Origin of the sequence: Acinetobacter sp. CIP 64.2 (assembly GCF_000369645.1) — a bacterium.
Classification (GTDB): domain Bacteria; phylum Pseudomonadota; class Gammaproteobacteria; order Pseudomonadales; family Moraxellaceae; genus Acinetobacter.
In genome coordinates, this window is sequence record NZ_KB850122.1 from 266,650 (window position 1) to 293,040 (window position 26,391).

Genomic DNA, 26,391 nt, shown 5'->3' on the forward strand with positions numbered 1-26,391 from the left:
CTAGAGTTGGATTTGCTTATATTGTGGCATCCACGGTTGGGCTTGTTCCAGTTGAGCGGCAAGTTGTAACAAACGGTCTTCTCGCCCAAAGGGTGCAATAAACTGACTGCCGAGAGGCATGCCATGTTTATTCCAGTACAACGGTACTGACATGGCCGGTAAACCCGTTACATTGGCGAGCTGGGTAAAAGGTACCCAACTTAAATTGTCTTGTACCATTTTCTCGACCAGTTTACCTTGAGCCAGATAATGCGCTTTACCAACTTTTAACAGGCCCTTTAGAATAGGTTTCTGCCAGACCGGTGTGGCGACTTCACCATTTTTTGGCGCGACAGAGGCTGTGCTTGGAGTGAGGTATAAGTCATATTTTTCAAAGAAAATATTCATTTGGGTGCTATACAGTCCCCAATTATTCAAGGTATGAATATATTCTGTGGCTGTAGTTTTAGCACCAAAAGCAGCCAAAGCAATTGAATCCAGTTCGAAATCACGATCGCTAGCGCCTGCCATTTGCTTGATTTGTGCCTGCATATAAGAAAATTGACTAAACCAAGTGGTCACGAAGTCTTTGGCCAGTTCCATACCATCAATCTTTGGACGGTCTTCCAACACAATATGGCCCAATGATTCCAACAGCTTCGCTGTTTGTTGCACGGCTTGGATGGCATCTTTAGAAACTTTGGTGCCTATCGGTGACTGGGTATTAAATGCAATGCGGAGTTTCTTTGGTATTTGTTGAATCACATCAAGATACTTTTGTTCAGGCGCTTCAATTCGAAATAGTGAGGTTTGTTCAGGGCCTTGCACTGCATCCAGCATGGCTGCACTGTCTCGAACGCTTTTGCTGAGTACATGTTGCATGGCAGCGCCGTGCATAGCTTCGCTAAATTGTGGCCCCCAAGGGGTACGTCCACGACTGGGTTTGAGTCCGAATAAACCACAATAAGAGGCTGGGATACGAATTGACCCGCCACCATCTCCAGCACCTGCAATCGGTACTAAACCACCTGCAACAGCTGAAGCAGCTCCACCAGAGGAACCACCACTATTGTGTTTTAAATTCCAGGGATTATGACATGTACCCCAAGCATCAGGTTCGGTAATCCCTTTAATACCAAATTCAGGGGTATTGGTACGCCCAAAAGTAACAATACCCGTTTTTTCCCAACGATTCACAATTTCTGCATTAAAGTCTGGGGTGTAATTGATGTTTTTGAGTGCCTGACAGCCATAGGAGGTCGGGATATCTTTATATTCTTGAAAGAGGTCTTTGACTAAAAATGGAACCCCAGCAAAGGGGCCTGTTAAATTTTGCTGAGCACGATGTTTAGCTTGTTCATACATGGGGATAATGATGGCATTCAGCTTGGGATTGACCAGATTGCTGCGTTGTAATGCAGTTTCGAGTAATTCAGAGGGATGGATTTGTTTGTTTTTGACCAGTTGTGCTAATCCAAGACCATCATATTGTATGTATTCGGAAAATTTCATGGCTTTTATCCCTAAAGCTAAATCTTTATAAAGTAAAAATAAATATAAGTTGTAAAATAGAATACCTGAAAAATTACTAAAACGATGAACTAAATTACATGGCAAAAATATTGTGTTTATATGGTTATGAATGCATGCTTTTATCCAAAAATATGCTAATTTAAGCTTATGCACCGTTTTAGATGACGACTTAATTAAATCTATGAAAAATATTTATATTATTGGATTATTATGGGCTTGCTCAACATGGACTATGGCAGAGACGGTCGTAAATAACAAAGCAACGGTAACACCGCCACAAGTAGCTAAAGCGAATGCGATTCGTGTCACGACTCGCCCTGAAATCATGGGATTATGGGGAATGGAAATTCCCAATAATAAAAAATGTGTCGAGTACTATAATTTCCGTGGTGCCAGTGATGTCGTGATCAAAAGTGGTCAAGAGTGGTCTTATGGCTTATACGATTATCAGCCATCAGAAGATCATAAAGAACGATTACCAGCGCTGATTCTACAGATTAAATATGACAATAATGAAACGGATTGTTCAGGTCAGAAGGAAGATCAGACAGGTGAGGTGTCCCAATATTTCGTGAAATGGGCAAATGATTCGACCATCGATTTTTGTGCCAGTGAAAAAGGTGATAAGTGTTTTGCAACGTTACGCCGTGTTTTACCCTAAAAGAGATCTGGAAATAAAAAAGCCTCTTATTTAAGAGGCTTTTTTATTTAGACTTTTTCAGTTTTAGGCTCAAGCTGCTTGAGCAAATGCTTTTCAAGATAGTGAATATCCATTGCCTGTTCGCAGAAGTTTTTATCTTGCAAGATTAAATCTTTATGCAATGGAATATTGGTTTTGATTCCAGTCAAAATCATTTCATCTAAAGCTTGGCGCATACGAGCCAGAGAAGTCTCGCGATCTTTACCATGAGAAATCAATTTTGCAATCATTGAGTCATAGTAAGGAGGAATGCTATAACCTTGATAAATATGAGAGTCTAAACGAATTCCAGCGCCACCAGGTGCATAGAAACTTTCAATTTTACCCGGTGAAGGCAAGAAGGTGGTTGGATCTTCTGCATTGATACGGCATTCAATCGCATGACCTTTCACTTCAATTTCATCTTGTTCAAGTGCTAAACCTAAACCAGCCGCAATACGAAGTTGCTGTTCAATAATATCAACACCTGTAACCATCTCGGTCACGGGATGTTCTACCTGAACACGAGTATTCATTTCGATAAAGAAGAATTCACCTTCTTCAAATAAAAACTCGAATGTTCCAGCGCCACGATATTGCATTAATTTACATGCATTGACGCAGGCTTCAAGAATATCGGCACGTGCTTGTTCTGGGAGGTTCGGTGCAGGTGCTTCTTCTAATACTTTTTGATGGCGACGTTGTAAAGAACAGTCACGATCATATAAGTGAATGGCATGGCCGTTGCCATCACCTAACACTTGTACTTCGACATGGCGAGGTTTCTGTAAGAAACGTTCCATATACACCGTATCATCGCCAAACCACATTTCAGCATCACGCTGTGCGGCTTGAACAGATTCAAGTAGCGTGTCGACACGTTCTACGATACGCATACCACGACCGCCACCGCCAGACGCAGCTTTTACGATCAATGGAAAGCCGATCTCTTTGGCTTCTGCAAGTGCATTATTAATGGTCACGGCGTGATCACAACCGGGTACAGTCGGTACACCTGATTTTTTCATCGCAATAATCGCAGAAACTTTATTCCCCATCAGGCGGATATGTTCTGGACGTGGACCAATAAAAATAAATCCTGAACTTTCTACGATCTCTGCAAATTCTGCATTTTCAGAAAGGAAGCCATAACCAGGGTGGATGGCATCCGCACCTGTAATTTCCGCAGCAGTAATAATTGCAGGAATATTTAAATAGCTTTCACTACTTGCACCTGGTCCAATACATACTGCTTCGTCAACAAAGCGTAAGTGCATTAGATCTTTGTCTGCATCTGAATAGATACCGACAGTTTTAATGCCAAGAGTTTTACAAGCCCGAGTAATTCGTAAAGCGATTTCACCACGGTTTGCAATTAATACTTTTTGCAACATAGGAATCCCCAAACTTATTAAGCACGGTAGCGGAAAAGTGGTTGACCGAATTGGATCACTTCACCATTTTTCACTAAAATTTCTTCAATGACACCGCTCTTGGTTGCTTCAATTGGGTTCATGATTTTCATTGCTTCAATAATACCAAGCGTTTCACCCGCTGAAACGGTTTGACCTACATTAACAAATGGCGCTTCACCTGGGTTAGGTGCAGCGTAGAACACACCAACCATCGGTGATGTTTCAACTGCACCACGAGGAGTTTTTGCAGCTGTTGCAACAGGTGCAGAAGCTGCCGGCGCTGCTGCAACAGCTGCTGCGGTTGCATAAACAGGAGTCGGGCGAGTTAATGAGATGGATTGGTCACCTTCCTTAACTTCAATCGCTTGTAAGTCAGATTCTATCATCAGGTCGATGAGTTTCTTGATTTTACGGATATCCATGAGTGAGCATTCCTAATGTGTTTAAAATTAGTTAGAAGATTGAATTTTTTCGATAGCGTAATCGAGTGCAAAGGAATAACCCTTTGCACCTAAGCCACAAATTACGCCAATGGCTTTATCTGATAAATATGAGTGATGACGGAATGATTCACGAGCGTGAACATTTGACAAATGAACCTCAATAAATGGGATGGCAACACCGAGTAAGGCATCGCGTAAAGCAACTGATGTATGTGTCAAGGCAGCAGGGTTGATAATAATAAATTTCACACCCTCAATTTGTGCCTGATGAATGCGATCGACAATCGCACCTTCCCAGTTGCTTTGAAAAGTATCTAGTGTAACTGATGCATGTTTAGCCTGAGCAGTGAGTTGCTGGTTAATATCATCTAAACTGAGATAACCGTAGACTTCTGGTTCGCGCTTTCCCAGCAAATTTAAATTCGGTCCGTGAATCACCAAAATGGTTGAGCTCATTCAGCCTGCTCCAATTCTAAAACTGCAAATATTTTTTGCAAGATGTCTGCAAAGTTTGCTTATTATGGCACAAAATTCTGCAAGTTTTTTATAATTTGTTTTAATTGATGAAGAAATTTGCATACCAAGCATGGTGCATATAATGAAAACTTTGCAAGGAATTGGCAATGTTAAAATATGACAAAATTTAGCGTAATTTAAGTTTTAGACATTTTAAACTGAATTACCCCATTTCGTTCATGAGATTTGTGTAACTCGGGAGTCAAATTGTTTTGTTTTTTGTGGATTTACTGGAGCTGGATTTCGAGAAAACGATAAGAAGGAGGGTAGATGAACTGGCTTAAAAATGTCTTTTTGTGGTTTTAAGTTATTGTTTTTATTAGTTTTGAATTTTACTGTTTGAAATATGAAAATCGAAAAGGTGTGGATGTGCATATTTGTTTTTTTGTGCTGTGACTTTAGTGGGCTTCCTTATGAGAACTGCCTACTTGAAGTAGGGGGAGATGATTGTGGATTGATCATTACACTCCGTGCAGCAGTTGGCAGAAATGATGAATTTTCATATTAGAGATGGCAGTTAATGACATGAAAATGTCCGATAAAGATATCTGTTTTTTAAATAATATTAACAGTACTTAAGAGCTTACATTTGATTGGCGTAGGCTCTTATGGGTCTTTCAAAGCTGCTTTGGGATATTAAAGCAGCTTTTTTTTATCTTATTCTTTTATAACTGACTGACAGCCGCTTGATGGGTTTCAAGCAGCAGGCAGGCCCGTGCTTGTTCGGTATGAGCCTGAGTGGTATGGTCAGCACTGCTCCATTTATACATCTGCTGGAATAGCCACTCAAAATCTTGTGTTTTAGGCTCAGCATTGCCTTGTACAAAATGACGGATAATATTTTGAATGGTGAAATATTTCTCTACGTGGGTATCTGATGAACACCGAAATTGGATCACATTAAACTCGGTTAGTAATTGCCATACAGCACTAAAGTCTTCAAGTTGCTGTAGCTCTTGCTGGGCTTTCGCAATAGCACGGGTTAAAGCAATCAGTGTTTTGGGATTTTGTTTGGCCCATTCTTGAGTGACGGCCAAAACTTTATCTGCGACATTTGGGATAATCTGTTGGCTAGAGCAGATCATATGGCTGAGTCCTTCGAGCTCTGCTTGAGTATTCCACGGCTCGCCCACGCAAAATCCATCAATGAAATGATTGCTCATGGCTTCAACCATATAAGGTGGCGGTAGGGTTCTTAATTGAATCGATTGAGCGAGTTTTGGGTCGGCCAACGTCAGCCATTCTCTAAGACAATAATGATGAATGGAATGTTGAAAGACATGAGCGAAAGAAATATTTTGATTGTGATGAATATAGTTGGTTATTTTCTTTGCCGAGCTTTCTGCCGAGTCTTGTTTCTGGATATTGAGTGCATAACACAATTTCTGGCTCAAACTAATGAAAGCGCGATTTTCGCTTAACACTAAAGGGGTCTGGAGTGGAATGCCAATTTGATCCGTTCCGACCGCTGCTGCTGGCAGCATGGCAGACAGACAATGTGCGGCATCGAGTAAGCCGAAGGCTAAACGATCGCGTAAGCTTGCCCAAGATGCTTCTTTGACTAAGTTGACATTTAAACCAAGCTCATCAAAAAAACCGCGGTGTTTTGCCCAAAGCAAAGCAATGCAATCCAATAATGGGATATAGCCCAGCTGTAATGTTGTTTTTTCTACTTTTTCTAACGCGACTAAATGGGGCATCTATTCATCCTTTAGCTGGTTGTTCAAAAGTTGTTGAGCATCAAGTAATCGGCGAGCCATTTCTCCAATAGTCATACGATGGCTCATGGCATTTTTTCTAAGTAACTGGAATGCAGTACCTTCAGGTAGTCCATGCAAGTGCATTAATAGCACTTTGGCTTTTTCGATGTCTTTACGATCCGCAAGTTTGGTTTGCGCATCTTTTAGATCACATTTTAACTTTTTATGTTTTTTATATTGTTCAATTGAAATTTCCAAAATGGTATGCAACCGGCTGGGTTCAATACCATCCACGATATATGCGGTAATACCTGCATCAATGGTCTGTTTTATGGTTTCCTTATCTGTATTTTTGGTGAACAGAACAGTGGGGAGATCAAAGCTGCTGACACAACTTTCAATCACATCGCGATGCGGGTGATCCATATCAAGCAGAATGACATCGGCTTGAAGGTGCTCGAGTTTAAAAATATTGAAGTGATCTAGGGTAAAGCAAGCAACAACATCAAAGCCATGTTCGATCAAACATGCTTTTAAGTATTCAGCCCGAGCCTGGTCGTCATCAATAAGTGCGATCTTGAGTTGCGGCATAAGTATATAAGGTCAAACGGTTGGTCTATACATATCTTGTTGAATGTGAATCAGTCTTGTTTTTGAAGCAAAAAGAGTGCCAGTAAAATAGTTTTTATAACTCAAATACAGTCTGAGTCGATAGTTGATCGCTGCTATTGTACTGTTGCTGATGGATGGAGGAAATGAAAAATCAGGGAGGATGCTAAAAAAGTAGTGGTGTGCAGTATTGGTGCGAAAAAGGAATTGTTTTGAAGCAGGGCAGACAATGCTTCAAAACAGGTCATTCAGTGTGTATAGCGGTATAAAAGTTCAGTCATCTAACGTTGATAAGATAAAAAATTAATTAAAAACAAGTGAATATGTTTTTTTATTCTAGGGTTGCAGCCACTTGGCACAGCAATTGCTAATTCTCTACTGAGTCAAAGATGACTTATAAAGTTATAGACGGCCAACGATGTCCGATCTGATCGATTTGTTGACACAACCTGATGTGTCAACAAAACAAGATAGGTTCAGTATGGGAGATGGCTATGTCTTTAGATTTATCCGCTAAAAAAGCGACTTCAATTAAGTTATTTAATTTCTCTGTACCCGCAATGCGGGCCTTCCACATGAGTTGGTTGGCATTTTTTGTCTGTTTCTTTGCTTGGTTTGCCTGCGCACCTTTAATGCCTGTAATTGCAGGCGAGTTCCATTTAACCAAAGATCAAATCGCCAATATCAATATTGCCGCTGTTGCAATCACCATTGTTGTTCGCTTAATCGTTGGACCGCTGTGTGATAAGTATGGTCCGCGAAAAACTTATACCACGCTATTACTGATTGGCAGTATTCCTGTATTTGGTGTTGCTGCTGCAAATAGTTATGAATCCTTTTTGTTCTTTCGTCTGCTGATTGGTGCAATTGGTGCGAGCTTTGTCATCACTCAATACCATACCAGCATTATGTTTGCTCCGAATGTCGTTGGCACTGCAAATGCTGCATCGGCAGGTTGGGGCAACGCGGGTGGAGGTGCAACACAAGCCTTGATGCCTTTGCTGTTATCTGCCTTGGTGATGTTCGGCGTTGAACAAGCCATGGGGTGGAGAATTGCACTGATCGTCCCAGGTGTGATGATGGTGATCGTCGGTATTCTTTATTGGAAACTCACTCAAGACTGCCCTCAAGGCGACTTTAAAGCATTGCGCGAGCAAGGTGTTGTAGTCGGAAATAATAAAAAAGGCGGGCTTGCAATCTTAATGCATGCTGCACGTAACTATCGTGTCTGGATCTTATTTGGCTCATATGCTGCATGTTTTGGCATTGAGATTTTCATGCATAACATTATTGCGATGTATTACGTTGAGCACTTCAACTTCGGTTTAAAAGAAGCGGGAATGGCAGCAGGGGTTTTTGGTTTGCTGGCGTTATTTGCTCGTGCACTTGGCGGCATCGTCTCAGATCGGGTTGCACTTAAAAAAGGTCTTGATGGCCGTACGAAAGTTTTATTCCTGCTGATTTTGGGTGAAGGTTTATTCCTGATGCTATTTTCTCAAATGAATGGTGTGGCGTTGGCAATCCTCAGTATGACCATCTTTGCATTATTTACCCATATGGCATGCGGTGCGACTTATGCGCTAGTCCCATTTATTGATCGTGATGCACTTGGTGGTGTCGCTGGGATTATTGGTGCAGGCGGTAATGTCGGTGCAGTCGCGGCAGGATTCTTGCTCAAAGGCATGGTGGACATCCAAACCTGTTTAATGGTCTTAGGCGGTTTGGTGGTCTTTACCGCAGCTTCTGTAATGTTGATCCGATTCTCAGTTGAGCATAAAGAAAAAGAACAACGCTTGTTTGAACAGGCTGTTTTAGAACGTGGCACAGAACAAAGTAGCGCAGCTTAATCATTCATCAAATTTTGGGAGAAGAACAATGAAATTAGTGATGATTGGTCACGGTATGGTCGGACATAAATTCATCGAAGCCATCTTGGAGAAAGCGGACGATGAGCTGGAAATTACTATTCTCGCTGAAGAACCACGTATTGCCTATGACCGCGTACATTTGACTGAATACTTCTCTGGTAAAACAGCCAAAGACTTATCGCTGGCACGTTTTGACTTTGCTGATGCGCATGGGATCGACCTCCGATTAAACACCAAAGCGGTTGAGATCAATCCTGCCGAGCAAACGGTGACCACCAATTTCGGTGATGTGATTCATTATGACAAATTGGTCTTAGCAACAGGTTCTTATGCCTTTGTCCCGCCAATCTCGGGTAATGACCGTGAAAACTGTTTTGTCTATCGTACCATCGAAGACTTGGATGCCATTCGTGCAGCAAGTCTGAATGCGAAGACAGGTGTGGTGATTGGTGGCGGCTTATTGGGTTTGGAAGCAGCCAAAGCCTTGCGTGATTTGAATCTGGAAACCCATGTGGTCGAGTTTGCACCACGCTTGATGGCAGTACAAATTGATGATCTTGGCGGTAAAGTATTGCGCCGTAAAATTGAAAATCTTGGGGTCAAAGTCCATACCCAAAAAACCACACAATGTATTGAAGCGGGTGACAGTGCAACGCATGTCATGAAGTTTGCCGATGGTAGCGAGCTGGAAACCGACATTATTTTATTTTCGGCGGGGATTCGCCCACGTGATGAATTGGCACGACTCAGCGGATTGGCATTGGGTGAGCGTGGCGGGATTAAAATCAATGATTACTGCCAAACCTCAGATCAACATATTTATGCGATTGGTGAATGTGCGCTCTGGGAGAATAAAATCTACGGTCTGGTCGCGCCGGGTTATGACATGGCACGTATTGCCGCAAAACATATCCTAGCCGAAGAAACTCATTGTTTCGCGGGTGCAGATATGAGTACCAAGTTGAAGTTGATGGGCGTTGATGTGGCATCCGTAGGTGATGCGCATGGCATGACGCCAAACTCGCTCAGCTATTTTTATGCTGATGAAGATAGCTTGGTTTATAAAAAGATCGTGGTTGATGCAGATAAAACCAAGTTGCTCGGTGCGGTCTTGGTCGGTGATGCTAAAGAATATAATGACCTGCTTCAAATGATGTTGAATGGTTTGGCACTCCCAGAAAGCCCTGAAAGCTTGATCATGCCCGGCTTTGCCGAATCAGGTGCGAAGGCAGGTGGTAGTGGTGTCGATTTATTGCCGGATAGTGCCACCATTTGTTCATGTAACAACGTCTCTAAAGCTGATATTTGCCAAGCGATTTGTGATGGTTCAACCTCGCTAGGTGCATTGAAAAAATGTACCAAAGCGGCAACAGCTTGTGGTGGCTGTGCGCCTTTAGTAACGCAAGTGTTAAAGTCCGAGCTACAACGCCAAGGCGTAACAGTCAATAACCATGTCTGCGAACATTTTCCATATTCACGCCAAGAGATTTATCACTTGGTTCGTGTCAATGAAATTAAGACTTTTGATGATTTGATTCATCAACATGGTCATGGTTTAGGTTGTGATATCTGTAAACCCATGGCGGCCAATATTTTGGCATCGTGCTGGAATGATTTTGTACTTGAACCAAGCCATGCAGGTCTACAAGACAGTAATGATTACTACTTGGGCAATATTCAAAAAGATGGTTCTTACTCGGTTGTACCACGTATGGCAGGCGGGGAAGTCACACCTGATGGCTTAATCGCTGTCGGTCAAATCGCCAAGAAATATAATCTATATACTAAAATCACGGGCGGACAACGGGTTGACTTATTTGGTGCGCAAATCCATCAACTGCCGTTTATTTGGGAAGAGCTCAATGCAGCTGGTTTTGAATCTGGTCATGCGTACGGTAAATCATTACGTACCGTGAAATCATGTGTCGGTAGTACATGGTGTCGTTATGGGGTCGATGATTCTGTGGGCTTGGCGATTGAATTAGAGAATCGTTATAAAGGCTTACGTTCACCGCATAAACTGAAAATGGCAGTGTCAGGTTGTACCCGTGAATGTGCCGAAGCGCAAGGTAAAGATGTCGGGGTGATTGCAACTGAGAAAGGCTGGAATCTGTATGTCTGTGGCAATGGCGGCATGAAACCGCGCCATGCCGAATTATTAGCATCAGATCTCGATACGCAAACCTTGATCCGTTATATCGACCGCTTCTTTATGTTCTATATCCAAACCGCAGATCGTTTACAGCGTACTAGTGTCTGGCGTGACAATATGGAAGGTGGTCTGGATTATCTCAAAGCCGTGATTGTGGATGATTCCTTAGGATTAGCCGAAGAACTCGAAAGCCGTATGCGCCATGTGATCGGTACTTATCAAGATGAATGGCGCACTGCGGTGGAAAATCCTGAAATCCGCAAACGTTTCCAAACCTATATCAATGCCAGTGCCGAGGAGCAGGCCGATCCACATATTCAGTTTACCCAAGTCCGTGATCAGATTCGCCCTTTGAATGAGGCTGAACGTTCAGTCGATCGCATCCCCATGGTTGAAGCATAAGGAGAACTCAAATGACCAGTTTAAAGAATATGGATATGCTGCCAGACGATCAATGGGTTGAGGTGTGTGGGCTGGATGACATCACACCCAATACAGGGGTCGGCGCATTGATTGAAGGTCAATCAGTGGCTCTGTTCCGTGTCGGGCATGAAAAACGCATTTATGCTTTAAGTAATAAAGATCCATTCAGCCAAGCCAATGTGATGTGTCGCGGCATCATCGGTGATTTACAAGGTGAACGTGTGATTGCATCGCCGATTTACAAACAACATTTTAGTTTGGCGACGGGGCGCTGTCTGGAAGATAAAGATCAAAAACTCTTGGTCTTTCCAAGCAAAATTGAAAATGGTCGGGTTTGGGTCGGGACTGTTCCGCAAAAAACCTATATTACCAACAATGGCGCTGCGCAAGAAAAATTAAAACTGGTGCTGATTGGTAATGGTCTGGCAGGTATGCGTTGTCTGGAGGACCTACTGGATATGGCACCAGATCGTTATGACGTCACGGTGATTGGTGAGGAACCTTGGGGCAACTACAACCGTATTATGTTGTCACCAGTACTTTCAGGTGAAAAAACCATTGATGACATCATGCTGCATCCACATGCATGGTATCGCGATAAAGGGATTCAGTTTATTGCCGATGATCCCGCGATCAAGATTGATCGTACCCGAAAAGTGGTGCATACAGAGAAAGGTGAAAGTGTTGATTATGATCGTTTGATTATTGCGACTGGTTCATCACCGTTTATTCCACCCGTGCAAGGTGTAGATTTAAAAGGCGTGATCAGCTTCCGTGATATTTATGATGTCAACACCATGATCAAATATTGCGAAAGCAAAAAAAATGCGGTGGTGATTGGTGGTGGTTTGCTGGGTCTGGAAGCGGCGTATGGACTGAAACAACGCGGAATGAATGTGACAGTTCTACACCTGATGGATCGCATTATGGAACGTCAGTTGGATGGACGTGCCAGCCGTATGTTGCGTCAGAGCATTGAGCAAAAGGGTATCAATATCATCACGGAAGCCAATACCGAAGCGTTGATTGGCGAAGATGGTCATGTCAGTCAAGTCCGACTTCAAGATGGAACACTATTGGATGCGGATTTGGTGATTTTTGCGGTTGGGATTCGTCCGAATATTGCTTTGGCTCAACGTGCAGGACTGCGTTGTAACCGTGGCATCTTGGTGAATGACACCATGCAAACTTTTGACCCAAGTATCTATGCCGTGGGTGAATGCATCGAACATCGTAATCAAACTTTTGGTCTGGTTGAGCCGTTATGGGGACAAGCATTTATCTGTGCAACGCATTTGGCTGAACATGGCAGCTTAACCTTTAAATCACCGACGGTACCAACCCAGTTAAAGGTGAGTGGTGTCGACGTATTCTCGGCTGGGAACTTTGAGCCGAAAGAAGATTATGAAGACATCATCCTGAATGATGATAAACGTCAAATTTATAAACGTATCATTATCCAGAAAGATAAAGTGATTGGTGCGGTTCTATTTGGTGATACAGAAGATGGGATGTGGTATGCCGAGTTGATTGCTGATCAAACGCCAATTTCTACCTTTAGAAATAAGCTGCTATTTGGTAAGGACTTTGCAATGAAAAAGGCAGGGTAATATTTCTAAGAGATTAAATTCCTATGTAAGTAGTTTGATACTCGGAAAAGTCATCTGCAACCTGCATGGTTTTTGTAAGAAATGTTTCTGCGATGAACCTAAATAGGTGACAGAAGAGAACAGGTTTTGCAGATGACAATGGTTTTGCCTACTTTTCCCAAAAGAAAAGTAGGTCGAGCCGAAGGCTTAGCCTGAAAATAAGATGAAAACTCGGTAAGACTCCCGAGAGTACGCATCTTTAAAAAGATTAACTAGGTAAAAGGGGCAGTCATGAACAGTATTCAAAATTTAGAACACAGTCGCTCCGATCAGGCAGGAACAATCATTACAAAAACGACATGTCCCTATTGTGGTGTTGGCTGTGGTGTGGATGTTAGTGTGCAACATAAAGCCCATGGCATGACGGTACAAGTTGCGGGTGATCTGGATCATCCTTCCAACTTTGGACGACTGTGTATTAAAGGCAGCAACTTGGCGGATACATTAGGCTTGGAAACTCGTGTGTTGCACCCTATATTTGGCCGTAAAAACCATCGTCAAGTGACGACATGGGATCAAGCTATCGAGAAAATTGCAGACCAGTTTCAAGCCTGTATTGACCAGTATGGAGCAGACAGTATCGCTTTCTATGTCTCAGGTCAGTTACTGACCGAAGATTATTATGTAGTGAACAAGTTTGTTAAAGGCTATTTGGGCACCGCCAATATTGATACCAATTCACGCTTATGTATGTCATCTGCGGTTGCAGCACATAAACGTGCCTTTGGTGAGGATATTGTGCCTGCCAGTTATGAGGATTTTGAACATACTGACATGGTGGTTTTGGTGGGTTCTAACACCGCATGGTGTCATCCCGTGCTGTATCAACGCATCATGCAGGCGAAAACTCAAAATCCTGATTTATTTGTGGTGGTGGTCGATCCTCGTTTTACCAGTACCTGCGAGCAAGCAGATTTACACATGCCAATTTTACCTGGTCAGGATGTGGCTTTATTTAATGGTCTGTTTCAGCATCTTTACCATCATGATTATACCGACCATCATTTTGTAGAGACCTATACCGAAGGTTTGGAGTCATTGTTAGCAGCGAGTGAAAGTGAGCAAGATTTTAATGCTTTAGTCAAACGAACTGGAATATCCGCAGAAAAATTACAGCTGTTTTTTGATAAGTTTGCTCAAACAGAAAAAGTCATCTCCTTGTTTTCGATGGGCGTCAATCAATCATCTCAAGGAGTCAATAAAGCCAATAGCATTATCAACTGTCATTTACTGACGGGAAAAATTGGCAAATTAGGTGCAGCGCCATTTTCAATGACCGGTCAACCCAATGCCATGGGCGGTCGAGAGGTTGGCGGACTGGCCAATATGTTGGCTGCACATCTGGATCTGGACAATCCTTCACATCAAAAACTGGTACAAGATTTTTGGAATAGCCCAGTGATTGCCAAGCAAGCAGGTTTAAAAGCAGTGGATTTATTCCAAGCGGTAGAGAATGGCAAAATCAAAGCGATCTGGATTATGGCCACCAATCCTGTGGTGAGCTTACCCGATGCCGATCAAGTCAAACGTGCCTTGGAAAAATGTGAGTTTGTTGTAGTCTCCGATATTTGTGCAGATACCGATACCACGGCTTATGCAGATGTATTGTTACCCGCGCTGGGTTGGGGGGAAAAAGATGGCACAGTCACCAATTCTGAACGCCGTATTTCACGGCAACGTGCCTTTTTAACTCCGCCAAAGCAAGCCAAAGCCGATTGGTGGGCGGTGGCTGAGGTTGCAAAAAAACTCGGTTTTACTGGTTTTGATTTTAATCATGCCTGTGACATTTTTAATGAACATGCGGCTTTATCAGCTTATCAAAATGCCAGTGTCGATCAACGTGACCAAGTTGAAAATTTCCGTTATTTCAATTTAAAAGGCTTAATGAATTTAAGTCTGGATGAATATAGCCATCTGCGCCCAATCCAATGGCCAGTCTGGGAGAAAGGTCAAAGTGTTGCGGTGCAGCAGCTATTTGATCGAGGCAGTTTTAGCCATAAAAATAAAAGAGCCAAACTGATTCCAACTGTTGCCATTGATCCAGTGCATACCATCTCCGAAGATTATCCATTGGTGTTGAATACAGGACGTATCCGTGACCAATGGCATAGCATGACCCGTACCAGTTTATCGGCAAACCTTACCACGCATCGCGCTGAACCTTTTTGCGAGATTCACCCGAATGATGCATTAAAATTCGGTATTCGTGATAAAGCTTTGGTGGAAGTCCGATCACAATGGGGCCGTTGTGTGTTGCGGGTGACCTTGGCACAAGGTGTGCGCCGTGGCCAAATCTTCGCCCCGATTCACTGGACTGAGCAAGTCGCTTCTGATGCGCGGATTGGTAAAGTGGTCAATCCAGTGGTGGACGCGATCTCAGGTGAGCCTGAGTTTAAACATACACCTGTGGCCATTCAGCCATTCCATACCACATGGCAAGGCGTGCTGTATGTGCGTGAAGGCTTTGAACATCAGATTAAAGCTTCATTGCAAAATTGTGCGTGGTGGGCCAAGATTAAAACGACAAAAGCCATTCGTTATGAACTTGCCGACCGTCAGAGTCTTGATCAAACTCAAAACAATCTGAAAAGCTTTTTGCCTTTTGTCGATGAAACCTATGAATGGTTAAGTCTGGAAGATATTTCATCGCAGCTCAGTCATAGTGTAATTTTAAAAGAGGGTATTCTGATTGCCAGTTTATATATCGCACCTGCTGATCTATTACCAGATCGGGATTGGGTGGCGAGTCTATTTAAACGCGAACGATTAAGTGCCATGCATCGTAAAGCCTTGCTGGCAGGGATGCCGATGTCTGCTGCAAATACTGATGGACCCTTGGTCTGCAGTTGCTTTAAAGTGGGTAAAAATAAGATTATCGAAGCCATTAAAACACAAAAGATTACTCATGAAAAACAAGTTACAGCCTGTTTAAAAGCAGGCGGCAATTGCGGTTCTTGTTTACCTGAGATTCGTGGTCTGATTAAAACCTGTCAATTGGAGGCAGAAGCATGAATACAGAATATCCTGCTACAGATCTGGTAATTTTGGCGGGAGGGCAAGCACGCCGTATGAATGGCCTAAATAAGTTACTGCAACAATTTGATGATCAGATTCAGCTTTCAAAGATCTGTGCAAAGTTAAGAGCAGACGTACAAGATATTTGGGTCAATAGCCATCGAGATTGCACGATTTACCAACAAATTGAACCTGATATTCAATGCTATGCCGATGATCAGCTGGGTTTTCTAGGCCCATTGATGGGGATGAAAAGTGCATGGTTACATTTGCAAGCCGACTATGCTTTATTTATTCCTTGTGATGTGACCTATATTCCCAATCAGGTTGTGTTTAAACTGCATCGTGCTTTGCAAAAGCAGCCGCTGGCTCAAGTGGCTTATGTCAATATCAATGGAGATGCGTTATATCCATTTTGTTTGCTCAAGCGGAGCAGTTTGCCTGTGCTGGAACAAGCGATTGATAAGGATCGCTTAAGCTTACGATACTGTTTCAAGCAACTAAATGCTCAAGTTGCACATTTTCAAAAACAAAGTCTATTCTGTCATAGCATTAACTCTTTAGATGAATTGCAACAATACAAACAAATGAAAAACTTTAAGCAAATGTTTTCAGACTAATCTCTGCTTAACTTATACCATTCAATTAGGTCGCTTTTAGACTGATTGCTGTAGCAATCAATAAAGCACAACATGCAACAAGTAATGAACTGTTGAAGGTATGATGAATAGAAAATAAAGCGTTTGACACCATTGGGCCAATGATTTGACCTATGCCATAGACAACCGTCATCAGGGCAATTAAATTATTTTGTGTTTGACGGGCGATTCGCTGTGCGATGGGCATGGCAATTGTGACAGTACCCATAAAGGTTGCCCCGACCAAAAATGCACTGAGCAAATAACCCAAAGTTGTTGGTAGAATAATTGGCAAGACTACACCGAAAGCCTGTAAACCTAAGTTTGAGGATAAGGCGACTTGTGTACCAAAACTTTGATGGAGACGATGCCAGAAAAAACAGGAAGGAATCGCACCCAAGCCAAAGATTGCCCAGATTTGTGCTGCATTAATATTGGGAAGTGCATTTTTGACTAACAATGGTAAATAGGTTGCGGTAATGATGTAGCCAAAACCCGCCAAGGCATAAATGATAATCAAAGCGTAGGCATGGGGGATTTTTCTATTGGCCTTGAATGTATCTTGAGCTGAAATCGCATTGGGTTGAGCCCGCGATAAACCAAACGTTGCGATGCAGCCAAGAACCAAACTGGATATACCGAGCAATAACCACAGTATTTTGCTGTGCCAACCCAGATGCGTACCAAAAACCAAAAGCTCGGCAGAGAGTGCAATCCCGAGCCCAACCCCAGCATATAAAATAGGGGCTTGATGTGTTTGTCTCTGCTGTTCAAGCAGCCATAATGAGGCTGACACCATGGCAAAGGCGCTAAAAATGCCCGCCAGACCACGAATCAAGATAATTAGGCTAATCGTATTAATACAACTGAGCAGAATCAGACAAAGTGCGGTACCCACTGTGGCAATAATACTACTGAGATAGCTCTGCTGTGATTTAATCTTGACCGCAAATAAAGCACCGAACAGATAGCCTGCATAGTTTGCAGAAGCAGCCAAACTGGCATGCTGTAGATTGACGATACCTTCATCAATCATATGCGGGTAGACCGCAGTAAACGCAAAGCGTCCGAAACCCATGCCAATCGCCATAACCAGCGCGGCACAGATTGCTGATTGTAGTGAGCTGTTGTTGTTTTTTCCCAGATCTGTCATGGCGGGTTTACTTCAACCCTTAGTCGCTATGACGCATGTGTTCTAGAGGTGGTGCCTTGGCAAGAAATTTGTAGTCCAGTAAATAAAGTCCATAGCTAAAGAAACTTAAAATACAGATCAAAAATAGAAGTTTAGAACCACTCATTATTTAAATCATCTTTGAGTTTTGAGAAATCAAGGAATATTTAAACAAGTGTCATGAATCATGTAAAATGATTTGAATTGATACCAACTATCTCTAATAGTGATGGCGATGCAGATTAAGTCTTTAGAAATTTTTATGATGGTAGTGAAGCTAGGGAGTTTTTCCGAGGCAGCAAAATCGCTTTATACGGTACAATCCAATGTCACCAGTCATATCAAAAAACTGGAAACAGAATTGAATGTCGAATTGCTACATCGGCAGAACCCAATTCAACTCACCAGAGCTGGGCAGCAGTTGTATGGTTATGCTGAAAAAATGCTGCATCTACAAAAAGAGCTGTTGGATAGTTTTTCCAATCATCATCTTGCAGCCAATCTGCCTTTGCAAATCGGCAGTATGGAAACCACGGCAGCAGTTCGACTGCCATCATTATTCCGCGATTTACAACAGCACAGTCCAGATTTTCCTTTTGCATTATTGACTGCACCCACACGAGATTTAATTGATTTAGTAAGTGCATCCAAGCTAGATTGTGCCTTTGTAGCACATCATGCACCGATTGATGGGATGTTTAATTTACATGTATGGACTGAGCAATTGGTGCTGATTTCCTCAACACATGCACCTGAACGACTTACAAATGAGGATCTGATTCAAAAGAGGTTCATTGCCTTTAAGCAAGGCTGTAGTTATCGCAAAGCCATTGATCAGTTCTTATCTGTCCATCATTTGCCCGCAGCCAATGTGATTGAAATGGGTAGTCTAGATGGCATTATCAGCTGTGTCAGTCTAGGTGTTGGCCTCGCAATTTTGCCGATGAGCTATGTACAGCAATCCCATTTTGCTCAAAGTGTGAAAATTCATCCCATCGATTCAGCCACAGCTCAGATCAATACCTATCTGATTGCGCATCGTGATATGAGCACATGGGCAACCAATATGCATCATTTCTTTAGACATTTAAAAATAATGATCCAGCCAAAGTCGGAAGTAAATCTGAGCTGATCGAAAAGAAAACAGAGAAATGCCACTTCTCTGTTTATTCTACGGATTGGGCTAGGCGATGTTCATGCTTTCGCCAGATAATTTTGCATTTCTTCTACAGGAACCATTCCGCCACCCGTTGCCCATACAATATGATTGGCATGTTGTAACTGCTGTTGAGTAAATTGATGCAAGTTTATATAAGCTTGATGTTTGCTCACGAGAATTGGGCCTAACATCCCTGCGAGTGCAGAAGGTTCGAGTTGTAGATTTTCAGACTGGTTAAGCATTCCTAGTAAGCGATACATGGTTTGATCATCCAATGTATAAAAAGCATCTAATAAGCGTTGCATGGCACGGCCGACAAAACCTGAAGCACGGCCCACAGCGAGACCATCTGCCGCGGTAATATTGTCAATGCCAATATCCTGAACGGAAATTTCATCATGTAAACCAGTGGCTACACCAAGTAACATACAAGGCGAATGGGTGGGTTCGGCAAAGATACAATGCACATGATCGCCAAAGGCCATTTTTAAGCCAAAAGCGACACCACCCGGTCCACCACCCACACCACAAGGTAAATAAACAAATAAAGGATGATCTTGATCGACAATAATATGCTGTTGATCCAATTGTTTTTTTAAACGTTCACCCGCAACGGCATAGCCTAAGAATAATGTTTTGGAATTTTCATCATCAATAAAAAAACAATCTGGATTTTCTAATGCTGCTTTTCGGCCAGCCTCTACTGCAACACCATAATCTTGCTCGTATTCAATTACCGTTACACCATGAGCGCGTAACTTGTCTTTTTTCCATTGGCGGGCATCGGCTGACATATGCACAGTCACATCAAAGCCTAATTTTGCGCTCATAATGCCAATCGAAAGTCCTAGATTGCCTGTAGAACCGACCGCGATGCAGTATTGACTAAAAAAATCTCTAAATTCGGGGCTGTCTAGCTTTGTGTAATCATCTTCAACGCTAAGCAGATTGGCTTGTAGTGCAAGTTGCTCAGCCCGATAAAGCACTTCATAAATACCACCACGTGCTTTAATTGATCCCGAAATTGGAAGATGGCTGTCTTTTTTCAGCCAGAGTTTGCCTGTAATTTTCTGATCGAAGCACATTTCAAGCGACTGTTGCATATTTGGGATTGTGCTTAGTTCCGATTCAATAATGCCTTGAGTTGCAAGCGTTTCCGGAAAGACAGCCATCAAGTAGGGGGCAAAACGTGCTAAGCGGTCACGGGCATCATCAATATCAGATTGATTAAGACCCACATAGGGCAAGCCCTGTTCAAGTGTCGTAAACTCAGGGTTAAACCAGATGCTTTCTTTAAGTTCAATCAGGTCTTTAACAATAGGGTAGCGTGTTACGAGGTCTTGAATTTGATCTAATTGCATACAGGTACTCAAAAAGTTTAAATTAATGTGGGTTCGTACAGTTTAGAAAACTTATTATTGATGTTGTATTGATCGTGAACTCCGTCATAGTCATAAATCTTATTATAGATAAGAGGTGAGTAGTGATTATATCTGCGACAAATGAACATTCACTTGAAGTTGTTAACGTTATACAACAAAGTATTCTCTCTTGTACGCTTGATCATAGGGATGATGCCACGATTATTCAGCATTGGTTAGAAAATAAAACTGAAGCGAATATAGGTGAGTGGATTAACAATAATATTTGTTTTTTATATTGCTTTTCAGGAAAAGTGGTTGGATTTATATGTATGTCTAGACATGGGAATTTATTTCTAAATTACATATTACCTGGTTTTCAAAATCAGGGCATTGGTGAAAAGCTTTTAAAGTATCTGATTGAGTATTGCAAAACTAATCATATTCAGACGATATTTTTAGAGTCTACTTTGACAGCGCTTAATTTCTATAAAAAACATAATTTTAAAGTAGTTGATGTGGTCACTGAAAATGAAAGAATAGTGGCTTATGAGATGTTGCTCCATGTAAAAATTTAAGGTTGGAAAATAGGCCTTAGCATTACCTGATTATTTGTTGTTAATTTCTGGTTAATGTACTTGACCTTTAATTAAATGAGTTCTATTTTGGAACTTAATTGGTTTTTGACCAGATCAGGCTTGTCTAATCAGGACTAGAATTAACCCAACTATGGTTTGAGAACTGAGAAAAATAAAAGGAACAGGAGTTTCATATGTTTGCGATTCGCTACCAACAGATTCCATTGCAATTCTTATTTGAGCATCAGGCAACTTTGGCAGGACTTGGAAAAATAGGCTTACGCAGTCTTAAAAAAACAAAGATTGCTCCAGTTGACTGGCAGTCATTAGCATCGATTAATGAAGTGATTGATGCGCCGAGTCAAGATTTGATTGAACATTACATCCTATGGAGTGGCGCTGAGCCTGATAAATATCATGACTCAATTCCACCACATATGGTGTCACAATGGGGACTATCCTTTACGACGCGATTATTGCTCCAAACGCATTATCCATTGAGTCAAGTGATCAATCAGGGCGTCAGTCTGAAAATTCACGGCAAGATTCCAAGAACAGAAAAACTCATGATTCAAGCCAAGATCGCACAGGTAGATGGACGTAATGGTTTGGCACGTGTTTCAGTTCAAATTACCACAGGTACGATTGCTGAACCTGAACTGGTGGAAGCGCTACTACATATGGCTTTTATTCTGCCTCATTTTGAAAAAACCAAGCGCTTGGACACCGCAGACACAAAGCTTTGGCATACACTTGGCGAATGGTCGGCTCGTTCAGATGATGGTTTGAAATTTGCCTTACTCACAGGAGACTTCAATCCGATTCACTGGGTTACACCATTAGCCAAACTGTCAAACTTTGGTCAAAAAGTGCTGCATGGCTTTGGGGTGTTTGCACGTAGTTTTGAATTACTGCCAGAACCGATTCAGCAAATTGATGTCCGCTTCCTAAAACCGGTCAAACTTCCTTCAGAACATAACTGCGTGGAAACCAGTACTGAGCAGGAACAAAAGTATCTCCGTGTTGTTAGTTCAGCAGGGCAAATCTGCTTAATGGGCCAATATTCATAAAATAATAAGGTGAGAGCAATGACGACGCTTACAGCAGCAAGACAGGATGTAACCGCTTGTATTTTGTGTTCACGCAATTGTGGACTCAGTGTAGAAATTGAAGATAACCAGTTTAAGAAGATTAAAGGTGATGATCAGCATCCTTTCTCGCAAGGCTATATCTGCCAGAAGGCCGCACGTTTGCAGCATTACCAACAACATGCTGATCGTTTAACTTCACCGTTAAAACGTCAGGCAGATGGTTCATTTAAAGAGATTAGCTGGGAACACGCCATTCAGGAAATTGCTGAGCAGCTTGTACAAATTCGAAATAGCCATGGCGGAACTGCCTTTGCATCTGTAGGTGGTGGTGGTCAGGGGAATCATTTAGGTGCTGCTTATGGTCGTCAGTTGCTCTATGCCATGAAAAGTTTTTATTCCTATAATTCTTTGGCGCAGGAAAAAACGGGCGATTTCTGGGTCAATGGTCGTTTGTTTGGCAGCCAAGCGTGTCATACCACCGAAGATGTAGAGCATGCAGATTATGTGCTGTTTATTGGCACTAATCCTTTTCAGGCGCATGGGATTCCAAATGCACGAGACACTTTAAAACATATTAAAAAAGATCCGAATCGAACCATGGTGGTGTTTGATCCACGTGTGACCGAAACCGCTAAACAAGCTGATATCCATGTGCAATTAAAACCAGGAACTGATGCTTATCTGATGTCCGCCATGATTGCAATCATGCTGCAAGAAAGATTGTATGATCAACAATTTATTCAGCAACATACGCACGGCTTTGATCAGGTCAAACAAGCCTTCTTAGCGGTTCCAATTGAAGAATATATCCAAAAAGCCGATGTCTCCGTAGAACTGATTTATCAGATTGCGCGTGATTTTGCCAAGGCACAACGTGCTTGTGTCCGAATTGATCTCGGTATTCAACATACCTTAAATACCACTTTAAATGGTTATCTGGAGAAACTTTTATATTTGCTCACAGGGAATTTTGGTCAACAAGGCGGCAATAATCTGCATACCATGTTTATTCCAATCCTCAGTAATACCGATGAACGTAATCCTAAATATCGCCGTACCGTACACCACAAAATGTTCCCGATTTCAGGCTTCTTTCCTCCGAATATTTTACCTGATGAGATTCTAAAAGCAGGGGAAAAGCGAGTTCGTGCGGTGTTTGTAGATAGCTGTAATCCTTTATTGACCTATCCCGATACTGCCGCTTATGAACAGGCTTTTCAGTCCTTAGAGCTCTTGGTGGTGGTCGATGTGGCCATGACTGAAACAGCGCGGATGGCGCATTATGTGTTACCTGCACATAGTCAATTTGAAAAGTGGGAATTTACAGGATTTAATCTGGAATTTCCGAAGAATGGCTTTCATTTACGCCATCCCTTATTTAAGGCACAAGGTAATAACCTGCCTGAAGCGGAAATCTATACCCGTCTGCTCGAAGCCATGCAGGTCATTCCTAAACAATTTCCGATATTGAGTAAAATTGCAGAAAAAGATTCGGCCAATACCGCGTATCTTGCCTATTTCGGTGCGCTAGGTATCAGTTTTGCGAAAAATAAAAAGTTAATTCCCTATGCGGCATCCATTGTATATCGCACCTTAGGCAAAACGTTGCCGAATGATGCTGCATCAACTGCCTTGCTATTACCCTTATGTATGCAATATGCAGCTCAACATTACCAAGCGGTAAAGCAAGCAGGCTATGTTGGCAATCGTTTAAACCTAGGTGTTAAGTTATTCCAGAACATTTTGCAGCAACGCTCGGGCGTGGTGTTATCACAACATGACTATGCTGATGTTTGGGAACTGATCGCCTATAAAGATAAGAAAATTCGTTTGGCAATTCCTGAAATGTTTATCGAGTTAGCTCAGTTAAAACAACAGTCTTTGACTTTAACTGATGCATATCCCTTTATTTTGCTCGCGGGTGAACGTCGTAGTTATAACGCCAATCAAATTTATCGTGATCCTGCTTGGCGTAAAGTCGATGCGGAAGGACGTTTAAGAATCAATCCTGAAGATGCGCAGACTTTTGGGGTCGAAACAGGACAGATGCTGCACTGTATTTCTGAGCACGGCAAGATTCAGGTCACGGTCGAACTTGATGAGGGCATGCGGAAAGGCGTGGTGTCGTTACCGCATGGATATGGATTGCGCTATCGGGGCGGAGAGCCGATTGGGCCACAATTGAATCGTCTTACTTCTTCTCAACATTGTGATCCATTATCCAAGACACCCTATCATAAATATGTGCCTGTACGTTTGGAGCGGCTCACAATTTAGACCATTAGCCTATTGATATTTCTGTTGAAATGCACCAAATTCTTACATGTTGCTTAAATCATGTTTGCAATGGGTGCAATATAAACTGAACAAAAATATGCTGACAGATGCTATTTTTCTTTGTAGATTGAAACTGACTGATTCAATTAAATAAGTAATATCATCATAAAGTTGCTATGGGATTGGAATAATTATTGCTATAAAAATAATTCACTGTGATGCGTACAACAAGGATGCACAGAAGCTGTGCTAAACCCAGTAAAAGATTCACAAAATGAGTGCGTATGATGAAGCATGAGAGACCTGAAACGAGCTTACCGATCTTGCAAGATCAGTATGGTCGTATTAAGCGTAAGTTACGGATTTCGGTGACGGATCGCTGTAATTTTAAATGCGTTTATTGTATGCCTGAGCATCCGCAATGGATGAAAAAGCACGATTTACTGAGTTTTGAAGCCTTATTAATATTTTGCAAATATATGGTTCAACAAGGGATTGAAAATATTCGTATCACAGGGGGAGAACCCCTTATGCGTCAAGGTGTGGTGCATTTTATTCGGGATTTACAGGCCTTCAGGGCTATGGGACTCAAACGCATTTCAATCACCACCAATGGTCATTATTTAGCGAAGTATGCGGAACAATTGAAGCAAGCTGGCTTGGATGATCTGAATATCAGTCTGGATAGTCTTGACCCGATTCAATTTAAACAACTGACTAAAAAAGATATTGTGCCTGTACTGAATGGTATTGAAGCAGCAAAAAAGGTAGGGCTTCCATTCAAAATCAATTGTGTTTTGATGCAGGGGCAAAACCATGACCAGATTTTGCCGATGGTACGCTGGGCAAAGCAGCATAACATTCCATTACGTTTTATTGAGTTTATGCCGCTGGATGGCGATCAGCACTGGACCAATCAATCAGTGGTGAGTGAGGCGGAAATCCTAGCGCAACTCAAACCTTATTATGCTATTCAAGTCTTGCAACAACAGCATGAACCTGCACGGATTTACCAGCTGGATGGTCAATATCAGTTGGGCATCATTTCAACCATCACGCATTCTTTTTGTGGCGATTGTGATCGGATCCGCTTGACCGCTCAGGGTGAACTCTATAATTGTTTGTTTGCACAACAGGGGCTTAATATCAAAGCTGATTTAGAAGCCGCTAAGCAGTCCAATCCGGATATTAAACAGCACGCATTACAACAGCTTGATCAGAAAATTAAGCCTTATATTTGGCATAAGGCCAAAGGCTATCATGCACTACAGCATCAACAAGCACGTAAAATCAGCATGCATATGCTGGGTGGTTAAATAAAAGTGGTCTGGAGAACATATGCAAACCATTGAGATTAAAATAGAAGCGTTTGGGGCAATCGAAAGGTTATTACCAAAGCCGCTGGCATTTGAGTTTGCAGCAGACCGAATGGTCAAAGATGTATTGGCACATATTGTGACACTTTACCCAGAGGCGAATCATGCCATGGAAAAATGCGCGTGTGCGATAGGCGAAGATATTATTACACGCCAAACTGCTTTAGAAAATTCCTGTACCTTGGTGTTGTTGTCACCTGTAGCGGGAGGTTAAACATGCGTGAATTTGCCAGAGTACAAGATCAGGCTCTAAGCCTTGATTCTTTTGATCCGATTCAGTCTTTTCCAGAATGTGGTGGGGTTGATATTTTTATTGGTACGGTTCGCAATCACCATCAAGGTAAAGCGGTTAAAGCCTTAAAATATACCTCTTATACACCTGTTGCTGAGAAAATGATTCGTGAGATTGAACAGCAAATCCAAGAAAAATATCAGGTCTCTTATGTTCGGGTGATGCATCGGATTGGCTATCTGGATGTCAGTGAAACGGCGATTATTGCCATAGCCTACGCAGCACATCGCCGTGAAGCTTTTCAAGCCTGTGAAGAGGCGGTTGAGCGGGTCAAACATGAAGTGCCGATCTGGAAAGAAGAATTTTTTATGGATGGAACCAGTCAATATGTGGAAGGTTGCTGTATTCGTAAAGATCAAACCGATAATGTTCAAGCGAAAATCCCCCTAAGTCCCCCTTTATTAAAGAGGGATTTACCCGAGCATCACCATGAAAATTGTAGCCATGAGCATACACACGAATAAAGC

General features: G+C 42.2%; 21 protein-coding genes. 13 read left to right on the forward strand and 8 right to left on the reverse strand.

Annotated elements, in window-relative coordinates; translation table 11 throughout:
* On the reverse strand, nucleotides 1–1,491 hold the full coding sequence (locus F895_RS09820; protein ID WP_005241225.1) for an amidase: 1,491 nt from the start codon (nucleotides 1,489–1,491) through the stop codon (nucleotides 1–3).
* A 202-nt stretch (nucleotides 1,492–1,693) separates the two neighbouring features.
* On the opposite strand from F895_RS09820, the gene F895_RS09815 reads away from it, so the two are divergent.
* Nucleotides 1,694–2,173, forward strand: a complete 480-nt coding sequence (locus F895_RS09815; RefSeq protein WP_026040133.1) for a hypothetical protein — start codon at nucleotides 1,694–1,696, stop codon at nucleotides 2,171–2,173.
* A gap of 47 nt (nucleotides 2,174–2,220) precedes the next feature.
* Here F895_RS09815 and accC read toward each other — a convergent pair whose 3' ends face one another.
* The 5 genes from accC to F895_RS09790 all read right to left on the reverse strand — a co-directional run bounded on the left by accC (nucleotide 2,221) and on the right by F895_RS09790 (nucleotide 6,856).
* The gene (gene accC, locus F895_RS09810) at nucleotides 2,221–3,585 is read right to left on the reverse strand and encodes an acetyl-CoA carboxylase biotin carboxylase subunit (protein ID WP_005241229.1); all 1,365 of its coding nucleotides are present in this window, start codon (nucleotides 3,583–3,585) and stop codon (nucleotides 2,221–2,223) included.
* A gap of 17 nt (nucleotides 3,586–3,602) precedes the next feature.
* Nucleotides 3,603–4,028, reverse strand: coding sequence for an acetyl-CoA carboxylase biotin carboxyl carrier protein (gene accB, locus F895_RS09805; RefSeq protein ID WP_005241231.1), 426 nt, complete (start codon nucleotides 4,026–4,028; stop codon nucleotides 3,603–3,605).
* Nucleotides 4,029–4,055: 27 nt separating this feature from the next.
* Entirely contained in the window at nucleotides 4,056–4,505 is a 450-nt protein-coding gene (gene aroQ / locus F895_RS09800; RefSeq protein ID WP_005241233.1) for a type II 3-dehydroquinate dehydratase, read from the reverse strand.
* A gap of 725 nt (nucleotides 4,506–5,230) precedes the next feature.
* The gene (locus tag F895_RS09795; RefSeq protein WP_005241235.1) at nucleotides 5,231–6,265 is read right to left on the reverse strand and encodes an ABC transporter substrate-binding protein; all 1,035 of its coding nucleotides are present in this window, start codon (nucleotides 6,263–6,265) and stop codon (nucleotides 5,231–5,233) included.
* Entirely contained in the window at nucleotides 6,266–6,856 is a 591-nt protein-coding gene (locus F895_RS09790) for an ANTAR domain-containing response regulator (protein WP_005241237.1), read from the reverse strand.
* Between the two features lie 512 nt (nucleotides 6,857–7,368).
* Here F895_RS09790 and F895_RS09785 point away from each other — a divergent pair.
* From F895_RS09785 to mobA, 5 genes are all read left to right on the forward strand, one after another.
* Nucleotides 7,369–8,721 (forward strand): MFS transporter, encoded by a 1,353-nt coding sequence (locus F895_RS09785; RefSeq protein WP_005241239.1) that lies wholly within the window; start codon nucleotides 7,369–7,371, stop codon nucleotides 8,719–8,721.
* Between the two features lie 28 nt (nucleotides 8,722–8,749).
* The gene (nirB, locus tag F895_RS09780) at nucleotides 8,750–11,296 is read left to right on the forward strand and encodes a nitrite reductase large subunit NirB (protein WP_005241241.1); all 2,547 of its coding nucleotides are present in this window, start codon (nucleotides 8,750–8,752) and stop codon (nucleotides 11,294–11,296) included.
* Nucleotides 11,297–11,307: 11 nt separating this feature from the next.
* The gene (nirD, locus tag F895_RS09775) at nucleotides 11,308–12,927 is read left to right on the forward strand and encodes a nitrite reductase small subunit NirD (protein ID WP_005241242.1); all 1,620 of its coding nucleotides are present in this window, start codon (nucleotides 11,308–11,310) and stop codon (nucleotides 12,925–12,927) included.
* 270 nt (nucleotides 12,928–13,197) lie between these two features.
* Nucleotides 13,198–15,978: a nitrate reductase gene (locus F895_RS09770; RefSeq protein WP_005241244.1), complete on the forward strand. Its 2,781-nt coding sequence runs from the start codon at nucleotides 13,198–13,200 to the stop codon at nucleotides 15,976–15,978.
* Nucleotides 15,975–16,601 carry a molybdenum cofactor guanylyltransferase gene (gene mobA, locus F895_RS09765; protein ID WP_005241245.1) on the forward strand — a complete coding sequence of 209 codons (627 nt, stop codon included), beginning with the start codon at nucleotides 15,975–15,977 and terminating at the stop codon, nucleotides 16,599–16,601. The genes F895_RS09770 and mobA overlap by 4 nt, the downstream gene beginning before the upstream one ends.
* Before the next feature lie 25 nt (nucleotides 16,602–16,626).
* Here mobA and F895_RS09760 read toward each other — a convergent pair whose 3' ends face one another.
* The gene (locus F895_RS09760; RefSeq protein WP_010589761.1) at nucleotides 16,627–17,772 is read right to left on the reverse strand and encodes a YbfB/YjiJ family MFS transporter; all 1,146 of its coding nucleotides are present in this window, start codon (nucleotides 17,770–17,772) and stop codon (nucleotides 16,627–16,629) included.
* Between the two features lie 247 nt (nucleotides 17,773–18,019).
* On the opposite strand from F895_RS09760, the gene F895_RS09755 reads away from it, so the two are divergent.
* Nucleotides 18,020–18,922 carry a LysR family transcriptional regulator gene (locus F895_RS09755; RefSeq protein ID WP_005241249.1) on the forward strand — a complete coding sequence of 301 codons (903 nt, stop codon included), beginning with the start codon at nucleotides 18,020–18,022 and terminating at the stop codon, nucleotides 18,920–18,922.
* 62 nt (nucleotides 18,923–18,984) lie between these two features.
* On the opposite strand, the gene F895_RS09750 is transcribed toward F895_RS09755, so the two are convergent.
* A complete protein-coding gene (locus tag F895_RS09750) occupies nucleotides 18,985–20,310 on the reverse strand; it encodes a D-serine ammonia-lyase (protein ID WP_005241251.1) in 1,326 nt (441 codons plus the stop codon).
* A gap of 122 nt (nucleotides 20,311–20,432) precedes the next feature.
* Here F895_RS09750 and F895_RS09745 point away from each other — a divergent pair, with 122 nt between their 5' ends.
* The 6 genes from F895_RS09745 to F895_RS09720 all read left to right on the forward strand — a co-directional run bounded on the left by F895_RS09745 (nucleotide 20,433) and on the right by F895_RS09720 (nucleotide 26,388).
* The gene (locus F895_RS09745; protein WP_005241253.1) at nucleotides 20,433–20,888 is read left to right on the forward strand and encodes a GNAT family N-acetyltransferase; all 456 of its coding nucleotides are present in this window, start codon (nucleotides 20,433–20,435) and stop codon (nucleotides 20,886–20,888) included.
* A gap of 194 nt (nucleotides 20,889–21,082) precedes the next feature.
* Nucleotides 21,083–21,958, forward strand: coding sequence for a MaoC/PaaZ C-terminal domain-containing protein (locus F895_RS09740; RefSeq protein ID WP_005241255.1), 876 nt, complete (start codon nucleotides 21,083–21,085; stop codon nucleotides 21,956–21,958).
* 18 nt (nucleotides 21,959–21,976) lie between these two features.
* Nucleotides 21,977–24,256 carry a molybdopterin-dependent oxidoreductase gene (locus F895_RS09735; protein WP_005241256.1) on the forward strand — a complete coding sequence of 760 codons (2,280 nt, stop codon included), beginning with the start codon at nucleotides 21,977–21,979 and terminating at the stop codon, nucleotides 24,254–24,256.
* Between the two features lie 284 nt (nucleotides 24,257–24,540).
* On the forward strand, nucleotides 24,541–25,572 hold the full coding sequence (moaA, locus tag F895_RS09730; protein ID WP_005241257.1) for a GTP 3',8-cyclase MoaA: 1,032 nt from the start codon (nucleotides 24,541–24,543) through the stop codon (nucleotides 25,570–25,572).
* Nucleotides 25,573–25,594: 22 nt separating this feature from the next.
* Nucleotides 25,595–25,846, forward strand: coding sequence for a MoaD/ThiS family protein (locus F895_RS09725; RefSeq protein ID WP_005241258.1), 252 nt, complete (start codon nucleotides 25,595–25,597; stop codon nucleotides 25,844–25,846).
* Nucleotides 25,847–25,848: 2 nt separating this feature from the next.
* Nucleotides 25,849–26,388, forward strand: coding sequence for a molybdenum cofactor biosynthesis protein MoaE (locus F895_RS09720; RefSeq protein ID WP_005241259.1), 540 nt, complete (start codon nucleotides 25,849–25,851; stop codon nucleotides 26,386–26,388).
* Nucleotides 26,389–26,391: the final 3 nt, after the last annotated feature.

Excerpts from the sequence above, each read along its gene's own strand:
- aroQ (WP_005241233.1), bottom strand. The coding sequence starts at position 4,505 with ATGAGCTCAACCATTTTGGTGATTCACGGACCGAATTTAAATTTGCTG.
- F895_RS09795 (WP_005241235.1), bottom strand. The coding sequence starts at position 6,265 with ATGCCCCATTTAGTCGCGTTAGAAAAAGTAGAAAAAACAACATTACAG.
- F895_RS09720 (WP_005241259.1), top strand. The coding sequence starts at position 25,849 with ATGCGTGAATTTGCCAGAGTACAAGATCAGGCTCTAAGCCTTGATTCT.
- F895_RS09760 (WP_010589761.1), bottom strand. The coding sequence starts at position 17,772 with ATGACAGATCTGGGAAAAAACAACAACAGCTCACTACAATCAGCAATC.
- F895_RS09740 (WP_005241255.1), top strand. The coding sequence starts at position 21,083 with ATGTTTGCGATTCGCTACCAACAGATTCCATTGCAATTCTTATTTGAG.
- F895_RS09815 (WP_026040133.1), top strand. The coding sequence starts at position 1,694 with ATGAAAAATATTTATATTATTGGATTATTATGGGCTTGCTCAACATGG.
- F895_RS09785 (WP_005241239.1), top strand. The coding sequence starts at position 7,369 with ATGTCTTTAGATTTATCCGCTAAAAAAGCGACTTCAATTAAGTTATTT.
- nirD (WP_005241242.1), top strand. The coding sequence starts at position 11,308 with ATGACCAGTTTAAAGAATATGGATATGCTGCCAGACGATCAATGGGTT.
- accC (WP_005241229.1), bottom strand. The coding sequence starts at position 3,585 with ATGTTGCAAAAAGTATTAATTGCAAACCGTGGTGAAATCGCTTTACGA.
- mobA (WP_005241245.1), top strand. The coding sequence starts at position 15,975 with ATGAATACAGAATATCCTGCTACAGATCTGGTAATTTTGGCGGGAGGG.
- F895_RS09725 (WP_005241258.1), top strand. The coding sequence starts at position 25,595 with ATGCAAACCATTGAGATTAAAATAGAAGCGTTTGGGGCAATCGAAAGG.
- F895_RS09735 (WP_005241256.1), top strand. The coding sequence starts at position 21,977 with ATGACGACGCTTACAGCAGCAAGACAGGATGTAACCGCTTGTATTTTG.
- accB (WP_005241231.1), bottom strand. The coding sequence starts at position 4,028 with ATGGATATCCGTAAAATCAAGAAACTCATCGACCTGATGATAGAATCT.
- nirB (WP_005241241.1), top strand. The coding sequence starts at position 8,750 with ATGAAATTAGTGATGATTGGTCACGGTATGGTCGGACATAAATTCATC.
- F895_RS09750 (WP_005241251.1), bottom strand. The coding sequence starts at position 20,310 with ATGCAATTAGATCAAATTCAAGACCTCGTAACACGCTACCCTATTGTT.
- F895_RS09790 (WP_005241237.1), bottom strand. The coding sequence starts at position 6,856 with ATGCCGCAACTCAAGATCGCACTTATTGATGACGACCAGGCTCGGGCT.
- F895_RS09755 (WP_005241249.1), top strand. The coding sequence starts at position 18,020 with ATGGCGATGCAGATTAAGTCTTTAGAAATTTTTATGATGGTAGTGAAG.
- F895_RS09770 (WP_005241244.1), top strand. The coding sequence starts at position 13,198 with ATGAACAGTATTCAAAATTTAGAACACAGTCGCTCCGATCAGGCAGGA.
- moaA (WP_005241257.1), top strand. The coding sequence starts at position 24,541 with ATGATGAAGCATGAGAGACCTGAAACGAGCTTACCGATCTTGCAAGAT.
- F895_RS09820 (WP_005241225.1), bottom strand. The coding sequence starts at position 1,491 with ATGAAATTTTCCGAATACATACAATATGATGGTCTTGGATTAGCACAA.